This is a genomic window from Aureimonas pseudogalii (assembly GCF_014196835.1).
In the GTDB taxonomy this organism is placed as follows: domain Bacteria; phylum Pseudomonadota; class Alphaproteobacteria; order Rhizobiales; family Rhizobiaceae; genus Aureimonas; species Aureimonas pseudogalii.
In genome coordinates this window covers 98,144-118,321 of record NZ_JACIEK010000002.1, presented here as the reverse complement: position 1 = coordinate 118,321, position 20,178 = coordinate 98,144, and the positions used below count along the sequence as shown (strand labels likewise).

The following is a 20,178-nucleotide window of genomic DNA, read 5'->3' as shown; positions in this document are numbered from 1 at the left end:
GCCCGCGGCGGGCGAACCGACACGCGAACCCGCGGAAAATGCCGGGTTCGCGCGTCCGGCCTAGAAGGACTTGCCGTCGAGCCAGAGGGCGACCTCGGCGTCGGCGGCCGGCCGCGAGAGCCCCAGCCGGTCGCGCACCAGGGTGGTGAGCTGCGCCTCGTTGTGGATCGTGGTGAGGTCGTAGCGGGTCATGAACGGCCAGCGCGCCTGCGCGCCCTTCATGGAGCCGCGCTTGCGCGCGACGGTCTCGGTGCTTTCGCCGCCCTGATAGCCGAACATCGCGCGTCTCCCGAGGCCGCCCGCCGGTGACGGCCGCGGGCTGCGCCCACGACGGACCCGGCAAAGATCTCGGCGCCTCGCCCTCTTATCTAGAAGCCGTTCACGGAAAAATAAGCATCTCGGCTTTTCGGAAGGCCGTTTTATTTTTTGACGTCGGCTTCGTTCGCGAGCGGTATTGATTTTCTTGCCGATGATCGAGACAACGACTTTTCGCATGCAGACCGAATTCATTGCAATGCATGAGAAACGGCGCATAACAGGGCGGCGAGTCCGAGCCCCGTCTTGCCCCTGCCCCCGTCTTAGCCCTTGCGCCGTCTCGCCCCTTCGCTGCGCCACCGCCGCGTCTGCCGGACCGGTCCTTCACCGAGGCGGCGAGATCGTCCGAAGCCGGCCGGCGCTCTCAAGCCCTGCGGTCGTGCATGGCCCGCGCACGCCCAGGCCGCCGACATGCACGCCCATCTCCGAGCGATCGCTCCCCGATCGCTCTTCGTTCCAAGGAACCGAACCGATGGCCATCCTCCCCCCGCTCTCGCCGGTTCCGCTCGCCGAGGCGAAGGCGCCCTTCGCGATGAAGTCGGTGCAGCAGGCGGGGGCGGAGGCCTTCCGGACGAACCTTCCCACTGCCGCCTGCCGGTTTCCCTTCGGGTCGGGGCAGAATCTCGAATGGGTTCGAGGCTGGATGGCCGAGCAGATGCGCCAGAGGCGCATCGAGGCCGGCGAGGCGCCCGATGCCGGCGACCCGGCCGCCGCCATCCTCGTTCCGCTCGCCCCCGCCACCCTCGATGCCACCCTCCTCGACCCTCCGGCACCCGCCGTTCCAGGCCCGGCGAACCCGGCCGGTGCCCGCGACAGCACGCGTTTCCTCGACTGAGACCCCGTGCGATGCCGGCATCGCGCACCCGCGTCGCAGCCCCTCCCGGTCCATCGCGAAACGCCGGTTTCCCGCCTCGCGCGCCGGCGCGGCGCCGCCGCCCCCCGGGCGGCGGTCCATCGTGACCACGATGCAACAGCGACGCGCGGAGTGCCTCGTCGGTCCGTTTCCAGGTTGCGAGCGTCGTCGATCGCGGGTTTCATAAGGAACGAAGATCAAATGCGAGACGGGGGAATATTCGCGCATGGTCCGGAGACGACTTCTTCTCGCGTCCGCCGCGGTTCTGGCATCGTGGAGCGGCGCACGCGCCGCCGATGCCGTGGTGATGGCCGAACCCGAGCCGATGGACTACGTCCGCGTCTGCGACGTCTACGGCAAGGGCTTCTACTACATTCCGGGCACCGAGACCTGCTTGTCGATCGGCGGCTACATTCGCTACGACACGACCTTCGCCGGCGATCCCGCCGTCAATCTCGAGGGCGACGACTACCAGGCGGGCTCGAGCTACCGCGTGCGCCTTAACCTCGACGCGCGCGAGGAGACCGAGTTCGGCACGCTGCGCGCCTTCGCCCGCCTGCAGACCACCAACACCTCGGGCGCCGACAACGAGGTCGAGATCGACCAGGCCTTCGCCCAGCTCGGCGGGCTGCTCGTCGGCTATCGCGATTCCATGTGGTCGTCCGACATCGGCGGCATCGAGGACGGCCTCCTCACCGACACCGACCTCGTGGTCGGCGACTTCAACACCAACCAGGCCTCCTACACCTTCGCCGCCAACGGCTTCTCGGCGACGCTCGGGATCGAGGACGACGCCACCGGCGACGCCGTGCCCGACGTGCACGGCAAGCTGGTCTATTCCGGGGCCTTCGGCGCCGCCTTCGTCTCGGCCGTCTACGACGAGACCTTCAACGACGAGGACGTGAACAGCGCCTTCGGGCTCGACGCGATCGAGATCGGCGGCAACACGTTCTATCCGGTGATCCTGCCGGGCTCGCCGCTTCTCCTCGACGACGGCGACAACGACGCCTTCGCGCTGAAGGCCGGCCTGTCGCTGAAGGACCTGCTGTTTGCCGACTCGACGCTGAAGTTCGAGGGTCACTACGCCTTCGACCCCACCGTCTACGCCGCGATCCCGGGCCTCGCCACGGTGGCCTCGCTGTCGGAAAACAACTCCACCATCCTCAACCCGACCCCCGGCTCCCTGCCGATCTTCCTCGAATGGGCGGCGGGCGCCGGCTATGCGCAGGCGATCGGCAAGTTCGGCTTCGCCGTGGCCGGCCAGTACGGCGAGACCTTCGACACCGCCTTCCTCACCAGCCTGCCCACCGGCGGCGCGGCCTATGTCGCCTCGAAGGGCGACTACTACGCCGGCGTCGTCAATCTCGGCTACCAGATCACCGACAACTTCGCCTCGCTGCTCGAGGTCAACTACAAGAACGTCGATTTCGACCAGCTCGGCGAGACCGACCAGTTCGCCGGCTTCCTGCGCTTCCAGCGCGACTTCTGAGCCGAAGCGATCGTTCGGAAATCGAGGGCCGGCGGCGACGCCGGCCCTTTTCGTGTCGGCCCACCCGATGGGCGCGGCGCGCCCCCCTCTTAGTTTCCGCCGTCGTCGGGAATGGCGAGGACATGGCCGCAGGCCTTGCAATGCACGGCGTCCGGCTCGTGCCGCATCAGCGCGCAGCGCGGGCAGCGGAACGACACCTTGAAGGGCCGGAACAGGGCCTGCGCCAGACGCACGAACAGCGAGATGCCGACGATCATCGTCACGATCGACGTCAGCTTGCCGAGCGTGCCCGGCAGCGTCACGTCGCCGAAGCCGGTCGTGGTGACCGCCGCGACGGTGAAATAGAGGGCATCGATCCAGTTCTCGATGCCGGACCCCGCGCCCGCGAACGCGATGTAGACGAACCCGGTGATGACGAAGAGGCAGGTGACGAGGTTGACGATCGCCCGGGCGGCGTCCTCCCAGTCCTGGCGGCCGTGCCGGCGCAGGAAGCGCCAGAAGAAGTCGTTCTGCGAGAGCGTCCAGAGCCGCAGGATCCGCAGGAAGCCGAGATTGACCATCCAGGCGGGGGCGAGCAACGTGGCGAGCACCACGAAATCGACCCAGACGACCGGGCGCAGCGCCCATTTCGACAGGCGCCTCGCGGCGAGGGCGCGGGCCCCGAGGTCGAGCGCCAGAAGCACGGCGATCGAATAGTCGATCCAGAGAAAGCCGCGCCAACCCTGGATCACCGGACTGGCGACGAAGAAGGCGATGATGAGGAGATCCACGATCGCGACGGACCGCTGGAAGCGGGTCGCCGTCCCCCCGGTGCCGACATAGAGCCCGCGCAGACGATTGCGCCAGGCGGCGCGGCCGGGAACGGCGGGAGCGCGGCCCTCGCGACGGCGCCCGCTGAGAACGGTGCCGATCGGGACCGCGTCCCGCTCGGGGTCGCCGGACGGGCGATCGTCGGGAAGGTCGTCCGGCCTGCTTGCCATCGTCGTCATCCTTCGAGATGCCCGGCGAGACCGCGACGACGATGCGGATCGTTGGCGCGGGGGGCCGTCCTCCTGCCGGGGTGGCATACCCGCAACGCCGGCTCAAGGGACGATCTTCGAGGCAAGGAGGCCGACGGGCCGGCCCGGCGACCGGGGCGAGCGGAGCGCGGTGCCGAACCCATGACCTTGCGGCGCCGTCCCGCCCCGTGAGATCGTCGGGAGATGCGGAACGTGAGCGTCCGGTTCGAGCGGGAGACGGGAGGAGCAGGCATGGGCGTCGCGGCGTTCGCCGGCGCGGGTCGTGGCCTGCGCGACCCCCTTTCGTCTCGATCGCGGCAGCCTCGGCCGAACCCGCGTTCGATCGCGACGGACCGCATCTTCCGGCCGTTCGCGGCGGCGCCGCGACCGGCATCGGCGATCGCCGGCAGCAACGCTGCGGGTCGACGCCGTCGGCCGCGTCCGACGCCCTTCCGTTTCACCCCCGAGCGACGAGACCTGACGATGATCCGGACATGCCCTTCCCGAGCATCGCTCGCGGTGCTGGTGGTTCTCCTCTCGCCCCTGTCGGCTCGAGGAGGGGACGCGACCCCCGTCCTCGTCGGCGGCGAGAGCGATCTCGACGCCTGCCTGAGCCTCGGGCAGGTGGTCGGGCTCGATCCCGCCGGCGACAACGTCCTCGCGGTGCGCGCCGGGCCGGGCTCCGGACACGCCGAGCTGGACCGTCTCGGGCCGCAGCGCCTCGTGACGGTCTGCGACGAGCGCGGCCGCTGGCTCGGCGTCGTCTATGCGCCGGAGGGATCGGACACCGACTGCGGCACGGGCTCGCCGCAGGCCGAGCGCAGAGCCTATCGCGGCCCCTGCCGCTCGGGCTGGGTGCACGCGAGCCATGTCGAGATCGTCGCCGGCTGACGCTCGTCCTCGGAGCGAGGAGCCGCCGCGTTGCGCGACCTGAAACGTCTCGGGCGCCGCGTGCGGGCCGAGGCGGCTCGTCGATGACGATCTCCTCGCCCCTCGAAACGCCCATCGCTCATAGGGCCCGCTCGCCATTCCCGGCAGAGGCGAGGGCGGTCCCGGCGGGGCTCCGCATCGCCTCGAGGAACGCCTGGAACGCGGCGCTTGGCTGGCGCCGATGGGGATAGTAGAGGTGGTTGGGCGGCAGGACCGGCGCCGAGCCCCGCAAGATCTCGACCAGCACCCCGGAGTTCAGCTGCGCCTCGACATGGGGTGCGGGCAGGCAGGCGACGCCCACGCCGCCGACGGCGGCGTCCCGCATGACGTCGACGTCGTTGGTCACGAACGAGCCGGGAACGGGCTGCTGGACGATCCGCTCGCCCGAGACGAACTCCCAGACATGCATCGTTCCCGCCGAAGTGTAGCGGTAGCAGATGCAGCGGTGCCGGCTCAGCTCGTCCGGCGCCTGCGGGGCGGCGCGCGAGGCGAGATAGGCGGGGGCGGCGACGAACACGAGCGGCACGGGAGGACTGATGCGCACCGAGATCATGTCGCGCTGGAGCTGGCCCTCGTGGCGCACGCCGCAGTCGAAGCGTTCGGTGACGATGTCCACGAGCCCGTCGTCGACCACGAGTTCGACCGCGACCTCGGGGCAGCGCTCGGCGAAGCCCGCCAGCCGCGGCAGCACGACATGGACGGCCGCCATGCGGTGGGCGTTGACCCGGATGCGTCCCGCGGGACGCGCACGCCCGGCGTCGAGCGCGCCGAGGGCCCCCTCGACGGACGCCATCGCGGGACGCAGCTGCGCGAGGAGAGCCTCGCCGGCTTGCGTCGGGGCGAGCGAGCGCGTCGTCCGGTCGAGGAGGCGGATGCCGACCCTGGCCTCGAGGGCGCGCATCGCGTGGCTGAGCGCGGAGGGCGAGAGGCCCATCCGCGCCGCCGCCTTCGCGAAGCTGGCCGCCTCCACGATCTCGGCGAAGACGGCGAGGCCGGACCAGAGGTCTCGATCCATTCGTGAATCTCCTTCAGCAACCCATGCGCCGATCATGACCTGATCGAACGCCGGTGTCCGGTCCATCTTCGGGGTTCGATCCCCGCCGATCCCGAACGGAGCCTGCAGCCATGAACCTCCAGACCTATCGCCCCCTCGGCCGCTCCGGCCTGCTCGTCAGTCCGCTGGCGCTCGGCACGATGACCTTCGGCACGCCCCGCTGGGGCATGGACGACGACGCCAGCCGGGCCGTCTTGCGCCGCTACGTCGAGCTCGGCGGCAATTTCGTCGATACCGCCGACGTCTATGCGGGCGGGCATTCGGAGGAGATGGTCGGCCGGTTCGTCGCAGAAGAAGGCCTTCGCGACCGGATGGTGATCGCGACGAAGTCGGGCTTCTCCACCGGCCGCGGCTCCCACGCGGGCGGCAACGGCTCGCGGCATCTGCACGCCTCCGTCGAAGCGTCGCTGAAGCGCCTGCGGACGGACTTCGTCGATCTCTACTGGCTCCACGTCTGGGACGGGATCACCCCGGCCGAGGAGATGGTGGAGACCATGGCCGGCCTCGTGCGGTCCGGCAAGATCCGCTACTGGGGGCTCTCGAACACCCCCGCCTGGTATGCCGCCGAGGTCGCCACCATCACCCGGCTGCGCGGGCTGCCCGCCCCGGTCGGCCTTCAATACTTCTATTCGCTGGTGGAGCGCGGCGTCGAAGCCGAGCACCTGCCGCTCGCCCGTTCGGCGGGCCTCGGCCTCGTTCCTTGGAGCCCCCTCGCCTATGGCCTCCTCACCGGAAAATACGACCGGGCCTCGGTCGAGGCCGGCGGCGCGCGCCGAGGCGGCGTGCCCAACCAGGGCGGCGCGACGAGCGAGGCCCGGGCCGACGGCGACAAGCGCCTCGACGGTGACAACCCGTTCGGCGACAGCCTCTTCACCGAGCGCAACTGGCGGATCGTCGAGGTCCTGAAGCGCGTCGCCGTGGAGGCCGGGGAGTCCGCGGCCCGCATCGCACTCGCCTGGGTGGTCGGTCGTCCCGGCGTCGCCTCGACGCTGATGGGCGTCAGCCGCCCCGAGCAGGTCGACGACAATGTCGGCGCCCTCGACGTGACCCTCGCACCGGAGCACGCGGCGATGCTGGAAGAGGCGAGCGGCGGGTCGGAAGGCTTCCTCTACGGGCTGTTCAAGCCGGCGGTCCGCAACCAGATCGTCTTCGGCGGCGCCGACGTTCGAAGCGGGAGCTGAGGCGCTCCGGATGGCGTGCGCCGCGGATCCTCCTTCGTGTGCGCGGCATTCTCGTCTGCGTCGGCTGGGGCACGGAGGTGGCTTTGCACATGCCGGCGATCACGACTAAGGAGTTCGAGGCGCGTTCCGCCTCCACGAGGCGCTCGCGACCGCGGTGTCCTTCACCGCCGAGGGCCGCCTTGCAGGAGCGTGAGACGATGGTTCCCAATCCCTTCGACCTCGGCGGCCGCATCGCTCTGGTGACCGGTTCGAACCGGGGCATCGGTCGAGCGCTGGCCCTCGGCCTCGGAAAGGCGGGGGCGCGCGTCGTGGTCAACGGACGCGGCGCCGCGCAGACGGCGGCCGCCGCCGCCGAACTCGCCGAACTCGGCATCGAGGCGCGGGCGGCGGTCTTCGACGTGACCGATCCGGGGGCGGCCGCGCGCGAGATCGACCGCATCGAAGCCGAGATGGGTCCGATCGACATCCTGGTGAACAACGCCGGGATGCAGCAGCGTGCGCCCATCGAGACGTTTCCGCTGGCGGCGCTGCGGCAGGTGATGGAAACCAACCTGATGAGCGCCTTCTACGTGTCCCAGCCGGTGATCCGCCACATGGTGCCGCGCGCCCGGGGCGCGATCGTCAACGTCTGTTCGGTGATGAGCGAGCTCGGGCGGCCGACGATCGTGCCCTACACGGCTTCCAAGGGCGGGCTGAAGATGATGACCCGAGGGCTCGCGGCCGAGCTCGGGCCGAAGGGCATCCGCGTCAACGGGATCGCGCCGGGCTACTTCCGCACGGAGCTCAACGAGGCGCTCGTCGAGGACCCCGAATTCTCGGGCTGGCTGACGAAGCGAACGCCGATGGGTCGCTGGGGCGATGTCGAGGAGCTGGCGGGCGCAGCGGTCTTTCTCGCCTCCGACGCCGCGAGTTTCGTCACCGGGCAGATCCTCTATGTCGACGGCGGCATGACGAGCGCGGTCTGATCCACCCCTTGCCGCCCGCGCGGCCGGCGCGGGTTCAACGCCCTCCCCGGACGCGCGCCGAACCAGAGAGAGCCGTGCCACCCGTTCCCCCGCCGCACTGCCGGCTTCGGCCCGCCGAGGCCGGCGATCTCGACGCCGTCGCCGCCCTCTGGCATGCGAGCGCGAGCCTGCCCGGCGTCGGGCCGGCCACGCTGCTGCCGGTGGCGGCGATGCGCGAGCGCCTCGAGCGCCAGCAGGAGCGCGGCTGGCGCCTGACGGTCGCGGCGGTTGGGCCCGACCTCCTCGGCTTCAGCGCGATCGATCCGGCCGAGGGCGTTCTGGCAGAGCTCTTCGTACGACCTGCCTCGCTCAGGGGCGGGATCGGGCGCCGGCTCCTCGACGGAGCCAAGGCCGCGATGCCCGGCGGTTTCACCCTCTTCACCCGCGAGGCGAACGCCGGCGCCCGCCGCTTCTACGAGCGAGAGGGCCTCGCGGCGACCGGGCGCGGCACCCATCCGCGATCCGGCGATCCCGTGATCCATTATGCCTGGAGGCCAGGGCGGACCTGAGGCGGGGGGGCCGCAGGTGGGCGCAAGGTCCCCACCGCTCCGGCACTCACCTCGCGGTGCGACCGCAAGACGATCCCGCTCGCTGCCAAACTGGTCTAGGCTTCCCCCGTCGGGCCCGCCGGCCCGTTCGGAGGCGATCGTCATGGGCTTTCTCGTTCTGGGCCTCGTGCTCTTTCTCGGCATCCACTCGCTGCGTCTCGCCGGCGAGGCCCCGCGCGCCCGGCTGATCGCGGGCATCGGCGAGACGCCCTACAAGATCGGCTATTCCGTGCTCTCGCTCCTCGGCCTCGTGCTGATCGGCCAGGGCTACCGCGAGGCGCTCGCCGCCTCCGGCCAGGTCTGGCTGCCGCCGGCTGGCCTCCGCCACCTCGCGCTCCTTCTCGTGCCCGCGGCCTTCGTGCTGGTCGCCGCCGCCTATGCGCCCGCCGGCCGCATCAAGCGCGCGGCGCGCCACCCGATGGTGCTCGGCGTCGGGCTCTGGGCCCTCGGCCACCTCCTCGCCAATGGCGAGACCGCCAATGTCGTGCTCTTCGGCGCCTTCCTCGCGTGGGCCGTCGCCGACTACGCCGCCTCGGTCCGCCGCGCACCGCATCCCGTCGCCGGCCCGGTCAGCGCGGTGGGCGACGTCGCCGCCCTCGCGATCGGCCTCGGTCTTGCCGTCGCCTTCCTGGCGGGCCTCCACCAATGGCTCATCGGCGTCTCGCCGCTCGCCTGACCGCTCACGCCGCCGCGTCGAGGCTCTCCAGCACCACATTGCCGTTGGTGTAGATGCAGATCTCGCCGGCGATCCGCATGGCGCGCCGCGCGATCTCCTCGGCGTCGAAATCGGTCTCCGCCAGCGCCCGCGCCGCCGCCAGCGCGTAGTTGCCGCCCGAGCCGATGGCGATCACGCCGTTCTCGGGCTCCAGCACGTCGCCATTGCCGGTCAGCGTCAGCGTCACCGACTTGTCGGCCACGATCATCATCGCCTCCAGACGCCGCAGATAGCGGTCGGTGCGCCAGTCCTTCGCCAGCTCCACGCAGGCCCGCATCAGCTGGTCGGGATACTGCTCGAGCTTGGCCTCCAGCCGCTCCAGCAGCGTGAACGCATCCGCCGTCGCCCCCGCGAACCCGGCGATCACCTGCCCGTTCTTGCCGATGCGCCGAACCTTGCGCGCATTGCCCTTCATCACCGTGTTGCCGAGCGACACTTGACCGTCGCCCGCGATCACCACCTTGCCGCCCTTGCGCACCGTGACGATCGTCGTCGCATACATCTTCGCGGGGTCGTGCTGGTCCATCATGCTCGTCTCGTCCTGTTCCGTTGCCCGCCCATATGGGAACCCACCGCCGCCCGCGCCAAGGGCGGGCCGCGCGGGGGAGAAGACGGGGGCTCTGCCCCAGACCCCGCCAAGGGCCTCGAGGCCCTTGGATCCCCCTCACTTCAGTCCGAGATCGGGGCGGGCCGCCGGCCCACCCCGATCTCGGATCGAAAAGAAGCGGGGGTCCGGGGGTGTCAGCCCCAGGGCGGGGCTCGGGGCGGCAGCCCCGCTTCTCCCCCGCACCACCCGCGGTTGGCGCGCGCGGCGGGGTTCTATATGAAGCGGCGAGGCGAAGCGAGGACGGGTGCGATGGGCGAGACGGCGGGACGCAGGGACGGCGCGATCGAGCGGGCGACGAAGGAGACGCAGATCCGCGTCCACGTCGATCTCGACGGGCAGGGCCGGGCGAACGTCGCGACGGGGGTCGGCTTCTTCGACCACATGCTGGATCATCTGGCGCGCCATTCGCTGATCGACATCCGGGTCGAGGCGAAGGGCGACTACCAGATCGACGACCACCACACGGTGGAGGATGTCGGCATTGCGCTGGGCCAGGCGATCCGCCGGGCGATGGGCGAGCGGCGGGGCATCCGGCGCTATGCCTCGCTGGATCTGGCGATGGACGAGTGCCTGACGCGCGCGGCAGTGGATGTGTCGGGGCGGCCGTTCCTGGTGTTCCGGACGCGGTTTCCGACCGAGAAGATCGGCGCGTTCGACACGCAGCTGGTGCGCGAGTTCTTCCAGGCCTTCGCGGTCAATGCCGGGCTGACGCTGCACATCGAGACGCTCTACGGCGAGAACTCGCACCACATCGCGGAGACCTGCTTCAAGGCGGTGGCGCGGGTGCTCGGCGAGGCGCTGTCGATCGACCCGCGCCAGGCCGACCTCGTGCCCTCCACCAAGGGCATGCTGGCGTGAGCGCGCGACCGTGACGCGCTGGGTGGTGCTGGAGCCGGCGAGCGAGGCGACGCGCTCGGATCGGGCCGTGTTCGTGCGCGACGGGTTCCGGCCGTTCGCGGTGGTGATCCCGGCGCTGTGGCTGCTGCGCCATCGGCTCTGGTGGCCGGCGGTCGCCGTGGTGCTGTTCGATCTCGCCGTCGCCTCCGCCGCGGGCACGCAGGGCTTCGGCCTGCCGGCCGCCGCGCTGCCGCTGCTCGTTGGGCTGCTCGTGGCGCTGGAAGGGCCGACGCTGCGGCTGCGGCGTTACCGGGCCCAAGGCTGGCGCGAGGCGGCGGTGGTCGCGGCGCGGGGCCGGCGCGACGCGGAGGCGCTCTATTTCGCGGGCGAGACCGCCGAGCCCGTCGACACGCTGCCGGCCGCGATCAAGGGCGCCGAGCCCTTGAGCGGGCCTTCGGTGCGCCGCGCGCCCGGCCGCACTCTCTTCGACGGAGCACGCACGTGAGCGAGACGATCGCCATCATCGACTACGGCTCGGGCAATCTGCGCTCGGCCACCAAGGCCTTCGAGCGCGCCGCGAGCGAAGCCGGGCTGGACGCTCGCATCGCGCTGACCGACGATCCCGAGGTCGTGCGCACGGCCGACCGCGTGGTGCTGCCGGGCGTCGGCGCCTATGCCGACTGCCGCGCCGGGCTCGACGCCGTGCCGGGCATGGGCGAAGCGCTGCGCGAGGCGGTGGAGCGGCGCGCCGTGCCCTTCCTCGGCATCTGCGTCGGCATGCAGCTGATGGCCGAGCGGGGTCTGGAGAAGACGATCAGCTGGGGCTTCGGCTGGATCGGCGGCGATGTCGAGCCGATCGTGCCCGCCGACCCTGCCCTCAAGATCCCGCAGATGGGCTGGAACACGATCCGCGCGCTGCGCCCGCACGCGCTGCTGGAGGGCATCGAGACCGGCGAGAGTGGCCTCCACGCCTATTTCGTCCACTCCTACCATCTCGTGCCGAGAGACGAGGCCGAGGTGGTGGCCGTCGCCGACTATGGCGGCCCGGTCACCGCGATCGTGGCGCACGACAACAAGGCGGGCACGCAGTTCCACCCCGAGAAGAGCCAGCGTCTCGGCCTCGCCCTCATCGCCAATTTCCTGCGCTGGAAGCCCTGATGCCCATCCTCTTTCCCGCCATCGACCTCAAGGACGGCGAGTGCGTTCGCCTCAAGCTCGGGCTGATGGAGGAGGCGACCGTCTACAATACCGACCCGGCGGCGCAGGCGCTGGCGTTCCGTGAGGCCGGCTTCACGCATCTCCACGTCGTCGATCTCAACGGCGCCTTCGAGGGCCGCGCGGTGAACGGCGCGGCGGTGGAGGCGATCCTGGCGGCGGTCGGCTCCACGGTGAAGGTGCAGCTCGGCGGCGGCATCCGCGCCATGGCCGACGTCGAGCGCTGGCTGGCGGCGGGTCTCGCGCGCGTCATCCTCGGCACGGTGGCGGTGCGCGATCCCGCGCTGGTGCGCGAGGCCGCGCGGCGCTTTCCCGGCCAGGTGGCTGTGGGCATCGACGCCAAGGGCGGCCACGTGGCGGTCGAGGGCTGGGCGGAATCCTCCGAACTCACCGCGACCGATCTCGCCCGGCGCTTCGAGGACGCCGGCGTCGCCGCGATCATCTACACCGACATCGACCGCGACGGCATTCTGGCCGGCATCAACTGGGACGCCACGATCGCCCTCGGCCACGCCGTCAGGGTCCCCGTAATCGCCTCCGGGGGCCTTGCCTCGATGACCGACATCGATCGCCTCGCCGGCCCGGACGCCGCCCATCTCGAAGGCGCCATCACCGGCCGCGCCCTCTACGACGGCCGCATCGACGCGGCAGAGGCGCTGGCGCGGCTCGGGTGAGGCGCTGGGCGGCCACGTTTCACGTGTGTCATTCCCGCCGGGCTTTTGCGGGCGGCGAGCCGGCGCTATGATGCGCGCCATGAACATTCAGGCGCCTATCCGAACCGCCGACGACTTCCTTCGCTGGAACGAAGGACGCGAGGGAAAGCGCGAGTTCGTTCGGGGAGGGATCGTCGAGATGATGACGGGCGGGTCGCGGCGTCATGCCGAACTGTTTCTGCAGCTCGCCTTCTCCCTTCGGCAGGCAATGGCCGACCGGGCGCTGCGGATCACTGCGGCCGACTTCGGTGTGCGGACGTCCGCCGGCATCCGTTATCCCGACGTGCTCGTGTTGCGCGACGAGGGAGACGGGCGTGAGCTCGCGACGTCCGAGCCGCTCGTGATCGCCGAAATCCTCTCGCCCTCCTCGCTCGCGATCGACTTCGGCGAGAAGGCCGCCGAATACACCGCCCTCCCCTCGCTCCTGCATTACCTCGTCCTGTCGCAGGACGAGCCCCGCCTCTGGCTCTGGCGCCGCGGCGAGGACGGCGCCTTCGGCTCGCCGGAGATGATCGCCGGCCGGGACGAAAGCGTCACGCTCGACGGCCTCGACCTGCGACTCGCCCTTGCGGATCTCTATCGCGCCATCGCATAAGGCGGCCATCCGGCCTTCGCGCCGCCTGCAATCCTGGTCCCGGAGGACCCCCCGTGACCCTTAAAGCCCGCATCATCCCTTGCCTCGACGTGAAGGACGGCCGCGTCGTGAAGGGGGTCAATTTCGAGGGGCTGCGCGATGCCGGCGATCCCGTCGAGGCGGCACGGCGCTACGATGCGGCCGGTGCGGACGAGCTTTGCTTCCTCGACATCACCGCCTCCTCCGACAATCGCGAGACGATCTTCGACGTGGTGGCGCGCACCGCCGAGGCCTGCTTCATGCCCGTCACGGTCGGGGGCGGCGTGCGCGCGGTTGCCGACATCCGCCGCCTGCTGCTGGCCGGCGCCGACAAGGTGTCGATCAACACCGCCGCCGTGGTGCGCCCCGAATTCGTGGCCGAGGCCGCTGACAAGTTCGGCAACCAGTGCATCGTCGTCGCGATCGACGCCAAGCGCGTCTCGCTTGACGGCGAGACGCCGCGCTGGGAGATCTTCACCCATGGCGGGCGCACGCCCACCGGCATCGACGCCGTGGCCTTCGCGCGCCGCGTCGTGGCGCTCGGCGCCGGCGAGATCCTCCTCACCTCGATGGACCGCGACGGCACCAAGGCCGGGTTCGACCTCGGCCTCACCCGCGCGGTGAGCGAGGCCGTCGCCGTGCCGGTGATCGCCTCCGGAGGCGTCGGCACGCTTGACCATCTCGTCGACGGCATCCGCGAGGGCGGCGCCACGGCCGTGCTCGCGGCCTCGATCTTCCATTTCGGCCAGCATACGATCGCCGAGGCCAAGGCCCACATGCAGGTCGCCGGCATCGCCATGCGCCAGGACCCCGCCTGACGGCGCCCATCCCCACCCAAGACGGCCCGGGAGCCCTCATGTTCGATCTCAGCGACCTCGAGACCCTCGTCTCGCAGCGGGCCACCTCCGGCGACCCCGCCTCCTATACCGCCCAGCTCGCCGCGCGCGGGCTGCCGAAGGCCGCGCAGAAGCTCGGCGAGGAGGCGATCGAGACGGTGATCGCGGCGCTGGGTGAAGACCGCGCGGCGCTGACGGGCGAGGCCGCCGATCTCCTCTACCATCTCATGGTGGTGCTGCATCTCAGAGGCGTGCCGCTCGCCGACATCCTTGCCGAGCTGGAGCGCCGCACGCGCCGGACGGGCCTCGAGGAAAAGGCCGCCCGGACGCCGGCGGCCTGAGCGCACCGATGGACCCGCTCATCCCCGCGACGCGCTCGCCCTACCACTTCTTCTCGGCCGCCCAGTGGGCGACCTTCCGGGGCCGCGAAGCGCTGACGCTGACCGAGGACGAGATCCGGCGTCTGCGCTCGGTGGGCGACGCCATCGACGTCGGCGAGGTCGAACGCATCTATCTGGCGGTCTCGCGCCTGCTCTACGCCCATGTCGAATCCTCGCAGTCGCTGTTTCGCCAGCGCAAGCGCTTCCTGCGCGGCTCCGACCAGGCGCGCACCCCCTTCATCATCGGCATCGCCGGCTCGGTCGCCGCCGGCAAATCCACCACCGCGCGCATCCTGAAGGAGCTGCTCGCCCGCTGGCCGGGCACCCCGAAGGTCGATCTCGTCACCACCGACGGCTTCCTCTTCCCCAACGCGGTGCTGGAGGCCGAGGGGCTGATGCAGCGCAAGGGCTTTCCCGAGAGCTACGACGTCGCGGCGATCCTGCGCTTCCTCTCCGACATCAAGGCCGGCGAGCGGGGGGTGCAGGCGCCCGTCTACTCGCATTTCCACTACGACGTGATGCCGGGAGAGAGCGTCACCGTGGACCAGCCGGACATCCTCATCTTCGAGGGGCTGAACGTCCTCCAGGTGCGCGAGATGCCGCGCGACGGCAAGGTCGTGCCCTTCGTCTCCGACTTCTTCGACCATTCGATCTATATCGACGCCGACATCGCCGATCTCCATCGCTGGTACGTGGCGCGCTTCATGCGCCTGCGCGAGACGGCCTTCCGCGAGGCCAATTCGTTCTTCCACCGCTATTCGCTGATCTCGGAAACCGAAGCGCTGACCGTGGCCGAGCGGCTGTGGACGGAGATCAACGCCCGCAACCTCGTCGAGAACATCATGCCGACGCGCCCGCGCGCCGACCTCATCCTGCGTAAGGGCGGCAACCACCTCGTGGAGCAGGTGGCGCTGCGCAAGATCTGAACGGACGGGTCCGCGAGGGCGCCGGCCGGAGCCGTCCCGAGTTTCGGAGACGTTAAGATCATATAAGTCTTCCTTATGTATCGTCGGCTCGTTCCTCGAAGCGTGGGTCGATGCCGCTCCTTTTTCGTCTGCGAAATTTCCTGCGCTTCGAGCGCGGCGCCAACATTCCCATCATGGCGGCGCTGCTGCTCATCCCCATGACGCTGCTCGCCGGCGGCGCAGTGGATTTCGTCGGACACGAGAAGATCCGCGTCGCACTGCAGGACGCGCTCGATCGCGGCGTGCTGGCGGCCGCGGCGCTCAACCAGAGCGAGGATCCGCGCAAGGTGGTCATGAGCTACCTGCGGACGGTGCCGGGCGGTGCCACCGCGGAGCTCACCCTGTCGGAGGAGAAGCGCACCAACTACCGCAAGATCACAGCGGGCGCGAAGGTCACCTACGTGCCTTCCTTCCTGCAGCTGGCCGACATCCGCAAGCTGGACGTCGCAGCCGCTGCCACCGCGCAGGAAGCGCGCCAGAACATCGAACTGTCGCTGGTGCTCGATATCTCCGGCTCGATGCTCGACAATGGCGGCATGAAGCTCTTGAAGCCGGCGGCCAAGAGCTTTCTCGACACGATGCTGAAGCCCGATGTGCGCCCCTTCACCTCCGTCTCCATCGTGCCCTTCGCGGGCCAGGTCAGCGCCGGGAGCAAGGCCATCTACCAGTATCTGGCGACGCCGTTCTACGGGCTGACGCCGCTCCACGGTCGGGTGATCCAGGAGAAGACCTGGTGCTTCGAGTTGCCGAGCGGCGACTTTGCGGCCGGCACGCCCACCTTCGCCTTCCGCAAGCAGGTGCCGCATTTCAGCGTCTACAACATCTCGGCCGCCGGCAAGCAGCCCTGGTGGTGCCCGACCGACGAGGCGGGGATCACCTATCCGACGAACGACGTGACCTATCTGAAGAACCGCGTCGAACTGCTGCGGCCTTTCGACGGCACCGGCACCGCCTATGGCATGAAATGGGGCGAGCTGCTGCTCAACCCCTCGATGCAGTCCTCGCTGAAGGCGATCGGCGACAAGGGACTGGCCCCCATCCCCGAAGCCTTCCGCTCCCGGCCTGCCGCCTTCGACGACAAGGACACGATGAAGTTCATCGTGCTGATGACCGACGGTCAGATCGGGTTTCAGCCCCGGCCCACCAACGGCGAGGCGGAAGTGACCGACCGCAACATTCCCCAGACCAACCAGATCTACACGCAAAGCCAGTCCGAAGCCCTCTACAAGCAGGTCTGCGCCTACACCAAGAAGCAGGGCATCACGATCTTCACCATCGCCTTCGCCATCAGCGACAATTCGGTCGCCAACAGCATCGCCAGCTGCGCCAGCCAACTGGGCTATGCCTACCGCGTCGACGGCCTCGACATGGCCACCGCCTTCCGCTCCATCGCCACCACCCTGCAGCAGATCCGGCTGGTGAAGTGAGCCGATGGCAGCCAGAAGTCGCTCCCCCTCCGGTCCCTCCCCCTCCCGCCGCCCCTGCGCCCTTCGCCGTCTGTGCGGCGAGCGGCGCGGCAGCGTGGCGCTGGAATTCGCCATCGTCGCGCCGATCTTCCTCGCGATCGTCTTCTCGACGCTCGAGGCGGGCTGGATGATGACGCAGGCGACCCTCCTCGACCGGGCGCTCGACATCACCGTGCGCGAGGTCCGAATCGGCGGGCCCGACGCGCCCACCACCGAACCCCAGATCCGCAAGGCGGTGTGCGATCGCGCGATGGTGATCCCCGGTTGCGAGGCGGTCGCCACGGTGGAGATGCGCCTCGTCGAGAAGGCCTCCGACTTCCCCACCGCCGCAGCGACCTGCGTCGATCGGGGCACCACCGCCCGCCCCGTCACCAGCTTCCAGAGCGCGGCCCGCGCCAAGATCACCTTCGTGCGCGTCTGCATCGTGGTGGATCCGATCACGCCGCTCATGGGCCTGGCGCTGCAGCTTCCCAAGGATGCCAAGGGCGGCTACCGCCTGGCGACGAGTTCGGCCTTCCTCAGCGAGCCCGGCACGTGAGGGCGCGGCGTGCGACCTCCTGGCGGCGATGGCTCGGCGACCGGCGCGGCGTCGCCGCCATCGAGTTCGCGCTGATCGCGCCGGTGCTGATCGTGCTGTTGCTCGGCTGCGTCACGCTGTTCGTCGCCTATCGGGATTCGCAGGACGCCGAAAAGGCCACCTTCACCATCGGCGATCTCCTGTCGCGGCGCACCGATCCCGTCGACGACGCCTTCCTTTCCACCACGCAGCAGCTTTTCCTGCAGATGGTCTCGCGAACGGCGGAGCGCACGAAATACCGCATCAGCAGCCTGACGCGCTCCGGCGGCAAGTTCTCGGTCGCGTGGTCCTATGCCGTGGCCCCCCGCACGGCGCTTCGCACCGCCGACATTCCCACCGACAGCCTGCCCGTGGTCGCCGACGGCGATTCGCTGGTCCTGGTGGAGACCGCCGTCTCCTACGATCCGCTCTTCGGCGGGCTTGGCCTCGTCTCCGGCGAGCACGTCAACCTCGCCGCGAACCGGCCGCGCTTCATCGCTGCCATCGCCAAGTCCGACTGAAGGAGCGCGTTCCCGCTCCCCTGCCGCCGATCATCCTCGCGCCGCATTTGAAGCGCTCCGCAGGGCCGGGGAGTTGACAGCGCGGGCACAGGCCTCCTACTGCCGCGCGGCTCAAGAAGGGACCGCTCCATGACGATCGACCTCAACCGACGCGAAGTGATGATGGCGCTCGCGGCCCTCGGCGTGGCGCTGCCCGGCAGCCGGGCGCTCGCCGCAGACGGTGACGGGCTGCAGTTCGGGCCGGCCGAGCCCTTCTCCTTCGACGCTCTGGTGGAGAAGCAGCGCGCGCTCGCCGCCGCGCCCTACGTGCCCGAAGCCTCGCGCGCCCCCGCCGTGCTCGACCGCATCGACTTCGACCAGCATTGGCGCATCAAGTACAAGGCGGACGAGACTCTCCAGCTCAACGACGGCAAGGCGCCGATCCGCTTCTTCCATCTCGGACGCTACTTCCAGCTGCCCGTCGGCATCCACGTGGTGGAGGGCGGCACCGCCCGCACGCTGCGCTACGATCCCGCCCTCTTCGACATTCCCGCCGACAGCCCGGCCAAGGAACTGCCCGCCGACATCGGCTTCGCGGGCTTTCGCGTGCTCGAGCCCGGCCGCGAGGAGGATTGGCTGGCCTTCCTCGGCGCCGCCTACTTCCGCACCTCGGGCGAGGACAACCAGTTCGGCATGTCGGCCCGCGCGCTCGCCATCGACGTCGCCATGCCGACGCCCGAGGAGTTCCCGCGCTTCACCGACTTCTTCCTCGAGCCCTCCGCCGACGGGCGCCTCGTGATCACCTGCGCGCTGAACAGCCCCCGCGTCGCGGGCGTCCTGCGCATGGACGTCTCGAAAGGCGGCCCGATCCGCATGGACATCCAGGCGCGCTACTTCGCGCGGGGCGACATCCAGCGCTTCGGCATCGCAGCGCTCACCTCGATGTTCTGGTACTCCGAGACCGACCGGGCACGCCGCGTCGACTGGCGCCCGGAGGTCCACGATTCCGACGGTCTGGCGCTGTGGACGGGCACGGGCGAGCGCATCTGGCGCCCGCTCAACAACCCGCGCAACGTCATGACCTCGAGCTTCTCCGACGAGGCGCCGCGCGGCTTCGGCCTGCTGCAGCGCGACCGCAACTTCGAGAACTACGAAGACGACGGCGTCTTCTACGAGAAGCGTGCCAGCGTCTGGGTCGAGCCGGTGGGCTCCTGGGGCCGCGGCGCGGTGCAGCTCGTAGAGATCCCGACCGACGACGAGATCCACGACAACATCGCCGCCTACTGGGTGCCGGAGACCCCGGTGCGCCGGGGCGACGCGGTGGCGGTCGACTACCGCCTGTTCTGGTCCAACCGCGAGCCCTATCCCGGCACGGTCGGCAAGGTGGCGGCGACGCGCCTCGGTCGCGGCGGCATTCCCGGCCAGCCCCGCCCTGCCGGCGTCACCAAGGTGGTGGTGGATTTCGACGGCGGGCTCGTCGCCGCCCTCGGGCGCGACGCCAAGGGCGTCAAGGCCATCGTCACCGCCTCGCGCGGCACGGTCGGCCAGACCGAGGCCTATTCGGTGAAGGTCGGCACCGCCTGGCGCGCGACGTTCGATCTCACGGCCGAGGGCGACGCCCCGGTGGAGCTGCGCCTCTACCTGACGCAGGGCGAGAGCGTCCTCACCGAGACCTGGGCCTACCAGTTCCTGCCGCTCGGCGCCGCCTGAGCCTTAAGGAGGACGGGCGGCGGCAAGCCTGCCGCTCGTCCTCTTTCTCCGTTGCGGGATGGCACCCTCGATCCGAAGGAGAGCCACCAGATGTCCGCCACCGATCGCTTCTTCGTGCTGACGGGCGGCCCGGGATCGGGCAAGACGACGCTTCTCGACGCGCTCGCCGCCGCCGGCCACCGCACCGTGCCCGAAGCCGGGCGCGCCGTGATCCGCGACATGAGCCGCATCGACGGCCCGGCGCTGCCCTGGCGCGACCGGGCGCTCTTCGCCGAGGCGATGCTGCTCCACGATCTCGCGGCCTGGCGCGGGGCCTGCGAAATGGGCGGCGAGGCGCCCGTCTTCTTCGACCGCGGTCTTGCCGACTGCGCCGGCTATCTCACCCTCTGCGGCCTGCCGCTGCCCCCGCATGTCGAGCGCGCGATCCAGGAGTTGCGCTATGCCCCCCGCGTCTTCGTGGCGCCCTTCTGGCCGGAAATCTTCGGGCAGGACGCGGAGCGCCGCCAGGACGCCGTGGAAGCCGAGCGCACGTTCGAGACGATGATGGCGACCTACCGCCGCGCCGGCTACGAGACCGTGCTCCTGCCGAGGACCGACGTCGGGTCGCGCGTGCGCTTCGTGGAAGGCGAGATCGCCCGCGCGGCCTGAGGATGGTGCGGCGGGCGCATCAGCCGCCGTCGAAGCCGGCCTGCG

At 70.2% G+C, this 20,178-nt stretch carries 24 protein-coding genes; 20 read left to right on the top strand and 4 right to left on the bottom strand.

Annotated elements, in window-relative coordinates; translation table 11 throughout:
• Positions 1-60: 60 nt before the first annotated feature.
• On the bottom strand, positions 61-279 hold the full coding sequence (locus tag GGR04_RS07105) for a hypothetical protein (RefSeq protein WP_183199156.1): 219 nt from the start codon (positions 277-279) through the stop codon (positions 61-63).
• Positions 280-787: 508 nt separating this feature from the next.
• On the opposite strand from GGR04_RS07105, the gene GGR04_RS07100 reads away from it, so the two are divergent.
• Together GGR04_RS07100 and GGR04_RS07095 are read left to right on the top strand one after the other, a co-directional pair.
• A complete protein-coding gene (locus tag GGR04_RS07100) occupies positions 788-1,150 on the top strand; it encodes a hypothetical protein (protein WP_183199155.1) in 363 nt (120 codons plus the stop codon).
• A 244-nt stretch (positions 1,151-1,394) separates the two neighbouring features.
• A complete protein-coding gene (locus tag GGR04_RS07095) occupies positions 1,395-2,657 on the top strand; it encodes a porin (protein WP_183199154.1) in 1,263 nt (420 codons plus the stop codon).
• 89 nt (positions 2,658-2,746) lie between these two features.
• Here GGR04_RS07095 and GGR04_RS07090 read toward each other — a convergent pair whose 3' ends face one another.
• Complete coding sequence (locus GGR04_RS07090) at positions 2,747-3,637, bottom strand: potassium channel family protein (protein ID WP_183199153.1); 891 nt, start codon at positions 3,635-3,637, stop codon at positions 2,747-2,749.
• Between the two features lie 501 nt (positions 3,638-4,138).
• Between GGR04_RS07090 and GGR04_RS07085 the strand changes: the two genes are divergently transcribed.
• Positions 4,139-4,546 (top strand): integron, encoded by a 408-nt coding sequence (locus GGR04_RS07085; RefSeq protein WP_183199152.1) that lies wholly within the window; start codon positions 4,139-4,141, stop codon positions 4,544-4,546.
• A gap of 118 nt (positions 4,547-4,664) precedes the next feature.
• Here the strand turns inward: GGR04_RS07085 and GGR04_RS07080 are convergent, their stop codons facing one another.
• Complete coding sequence (locus tag GGR04_RS07080; RefSeq protein WP_183199151.1) at positions 4,665-5,600, bottom strand: LysR family transcriptional regulator; 936 nt, start codon at positions 5,598-5,600, stop codon at positions 4,665-4,667.
• Between the two features lie 110 nt (positions 5,601-5,710).
• Between GGR04_RS07080 and GGR04_RS07075 the strand changes: the two genes are divergently transcribed.
• From GGR04_RS07075 to GGR04_RS07060, 4 genes are all read left to right on the top strand, one after another.
• Positions 5,711-6,820 (top strand): aldo/keto reductase, encoded by a 1,110-nt coding sequence (locus GGR04_RS07075; RefSeq protein WP_183199150.1) that lies wholly within the window; start codon positions 5,711-5,713, stop codon positions 6,818-6,820.
• A 197-nt stretch (positions 6,821-7,017) separates the two neighbouring features.
• Complete coding sequence (locus GGR04_RS07070; protein ID WP_183199149.1) at positions 7,018-7,785, top strand: glucose 1-dehydrogenase; 768 nt, start codon at positions 7,018-7,020, stop codon at positions 7,783-7,785.
• A 74-nt stretch (positions 7,786-7,859) separates the two neighbouring features.
• The gene (locus tag GGR04_RS07065) at positions 7,860-8,333 is read left to right on the top strand and encodes a GNAT family N-acetyltransferase (RefSeq protein ID WP_183199148.1); all 474 of its coding nucleotides are present in this window, start codon (positions 7,860-7,862) and stop codon (positions 8,331-8,333) included.
• Positions 8,334-8,475: 142 nt separating this feature from the next.
• A complete protein-coding gene (locus tag GGR04_RS07060) occupies positions 8,476-9,048 on the top strand; it encodes an NnrU family protein (RefSeq protein WP_183199147.1) in 573 nt (190 codons plus the stop codon).
• Between the two features lie 4 nt (positions 9,049-9,052).
• Here the strand turns inward: GGR04_RS07060 and hslV are convergent, their stop codons facing one another.
• A complete protein-coding gene (gene hslV / locus GGR04_RS07055) occupies positions 9,053-9,616 on the bottom strand; it encodes an ATP-dependent protease subunit HslV (RefSeq protein ID WP_246392902.1) in 564 nt (187 codons plus the stop codon).
• Positions 9,617-9,943: 327 nt separating this feature from the next.
• On the opposite strand from hslV, the gene hisB reads away from it, so the two are divergent.
• From hisB to GGR04_RS06990, 13 genes are all read left to right on the top strand, one after another.
• Entirely contained in the window at positions 9,944-10,552 is a 609-nt protein-coding gene (gene hisB / locus GGR04_RS07050; RefSeq protein ID WP_183199146.1) for an imidazoleglycerol-phosphate dehydratase HisB, read from the top strand.
• Between the two features lie 10 nt (positions 10,553-10,562).
• Positions 10,563-11,036, top strand: a complete 474-nt coding sequence (locus tag GGR04_RS23880) for a DUF2628 domain-containing protein (protein WP_183199145.1) — start codon at positions 10,563-10,565, stop codon at positions 11,034-11,036.
• Positions 11,033-11,689, top strand: a complete 657-nt coding sequence (gene hisH / locus GGR04_RS07040; RefSeq protein WP_183199144.1) for an imidazole glycerol phosphate synthase subunit HisH — start codon at positions 11,033-11,035, stop codon at positions 11,687-11,689. Before GGR04_RS23880 ends, hisH begins: the two co-directional genes overlap by 4 nt.
• Positions 11,689-12,420 (top strand): 1-(5-phosphoribosyl)-5-[(5-phosphoribosylamino)methylideneamino]imidazole-4-carboxamide isomerase, encoded by a 732-nt coding sequence (gene hisA / locus GGR04_RS07035; protein WP_183199143.1) that lies wholly within the window; start codon positions 11,689-11,691, stop codon positions 12,418-12,420. The genes hisH and hisA overlap by 1 nt, the downstream gene beginning before the upstream one ends.
• Positions 12,421-12,499: 79 nt before the next feature.
• Complete coding sequence (locus GGR04_RS23875; protein WP_246392900.1) at positions 12,500-13,054, top strand: Uma2 family endonuclease; 555 nt, start codon at positions 12,500-12,502, stop codon at positions 13,052-13,054.
• 53 nt (positions 13,055-13,107) lie between these two features.
• Positions 13,108-13,890, top strand: coding sequence for an imidazole glycerol phosphate synthase subunit HisF (gene hisF / locus GGR04_RS07025; protein ID WP_183199141.1), 783 nt, complete (start codon positions 13,108-13,110; stop codon positions 13,888-13,890).
• 38 nt (positions 13,891-13,928) lie between these two features.
• Positions 13,929-14,249 (top strand): phosphoribosyl-ATP diphosphatase, encoded by a 321-nt coding sequence (locus tag GGR04_RS07020; protein ID WP_183199140.1) that lies wholly within the window; start codon positions 13,929-13,931, stop codon positions 14,247-14,249.
• An 8-nt stretch (positions 14,250-14,257) separates the two neighbouring features.
• Positions 14,258-15,214 carry a type I pantothenate kinase gene (coaA, locus tag GGR04_RS07015; RefSeq protein WP_183199139.1) on the top strand — a complete coding sequence of 319 codons (957 nt, stop codon included), beginning with the start codon at positions 14,258-14,260 and terminating at the stop codon, positions 15,212-15,214.
• Between the two features lie 110 nt (positions 15,215-15,324).
• Positions 15,325-16,680, top strand: a complete 1,356-nt coding sequence (locus GGR04_RS07010) for a TadE/TadG family type IV pilus assembly protein (RefSeq protein ID WP_183199138.1) — start codon at positions 15,325-15,327, stop codon at positions 16,678-16,680.
• A 4-nt stretch (positions 16,681-16,684) separates the two neighbouring features.
• On the top strand, positions 16,685-17,257 hold the full coding sequence (locus GGR04_RS07005) for a TadE/TadG family type IV pilus assembly protein (RefSeq protein WP_183199137.1): 573 nt from the start codon (positions 16,685-16,687) through the stop codon (positions 17,255-17,257).
• A complete protein-coding gene (locus GGR04_RS07000) occupies positions 17,254-17,796 on the top strand; it encodes a TadE/TadG family type IV pilus assembly protein (protein ID WP_183199136.1) in 543 nt (180 codons plus the stop codon). The genes GGR04_RS07005 and GGR04_RS07000 overlap by 4 nt, the downstream gene beginning before the upstream one ends.
• Before the next feature lie 129 nt (positions 17,797-17,925).
• On the top strand, positions 17,926-19,485 hold the full coding sequence (locus GGR04_RS06995; protein ID WP_183199135.1) for an OpgD/OpgG family glucan biosynthesis protein: 1,560 nt from the start codon (positions 17,926-17,928) through the stop codon (positions 19,483-19,485).
• 90 nt (positions 19,486-19,575) lie between these two features.
• Complete coding sequence (locus tag GGR04_RS06990) at positions 19,576-20,133, top strand: AAA family ATPase (RefSeq protein WP_183199134.1); 558 nt, start codon at positions 19,576-19,578, stop codon at positions 20,131-20,133.
• Positions 20,134-20,178: the final 45 nt, after the last annotated feature.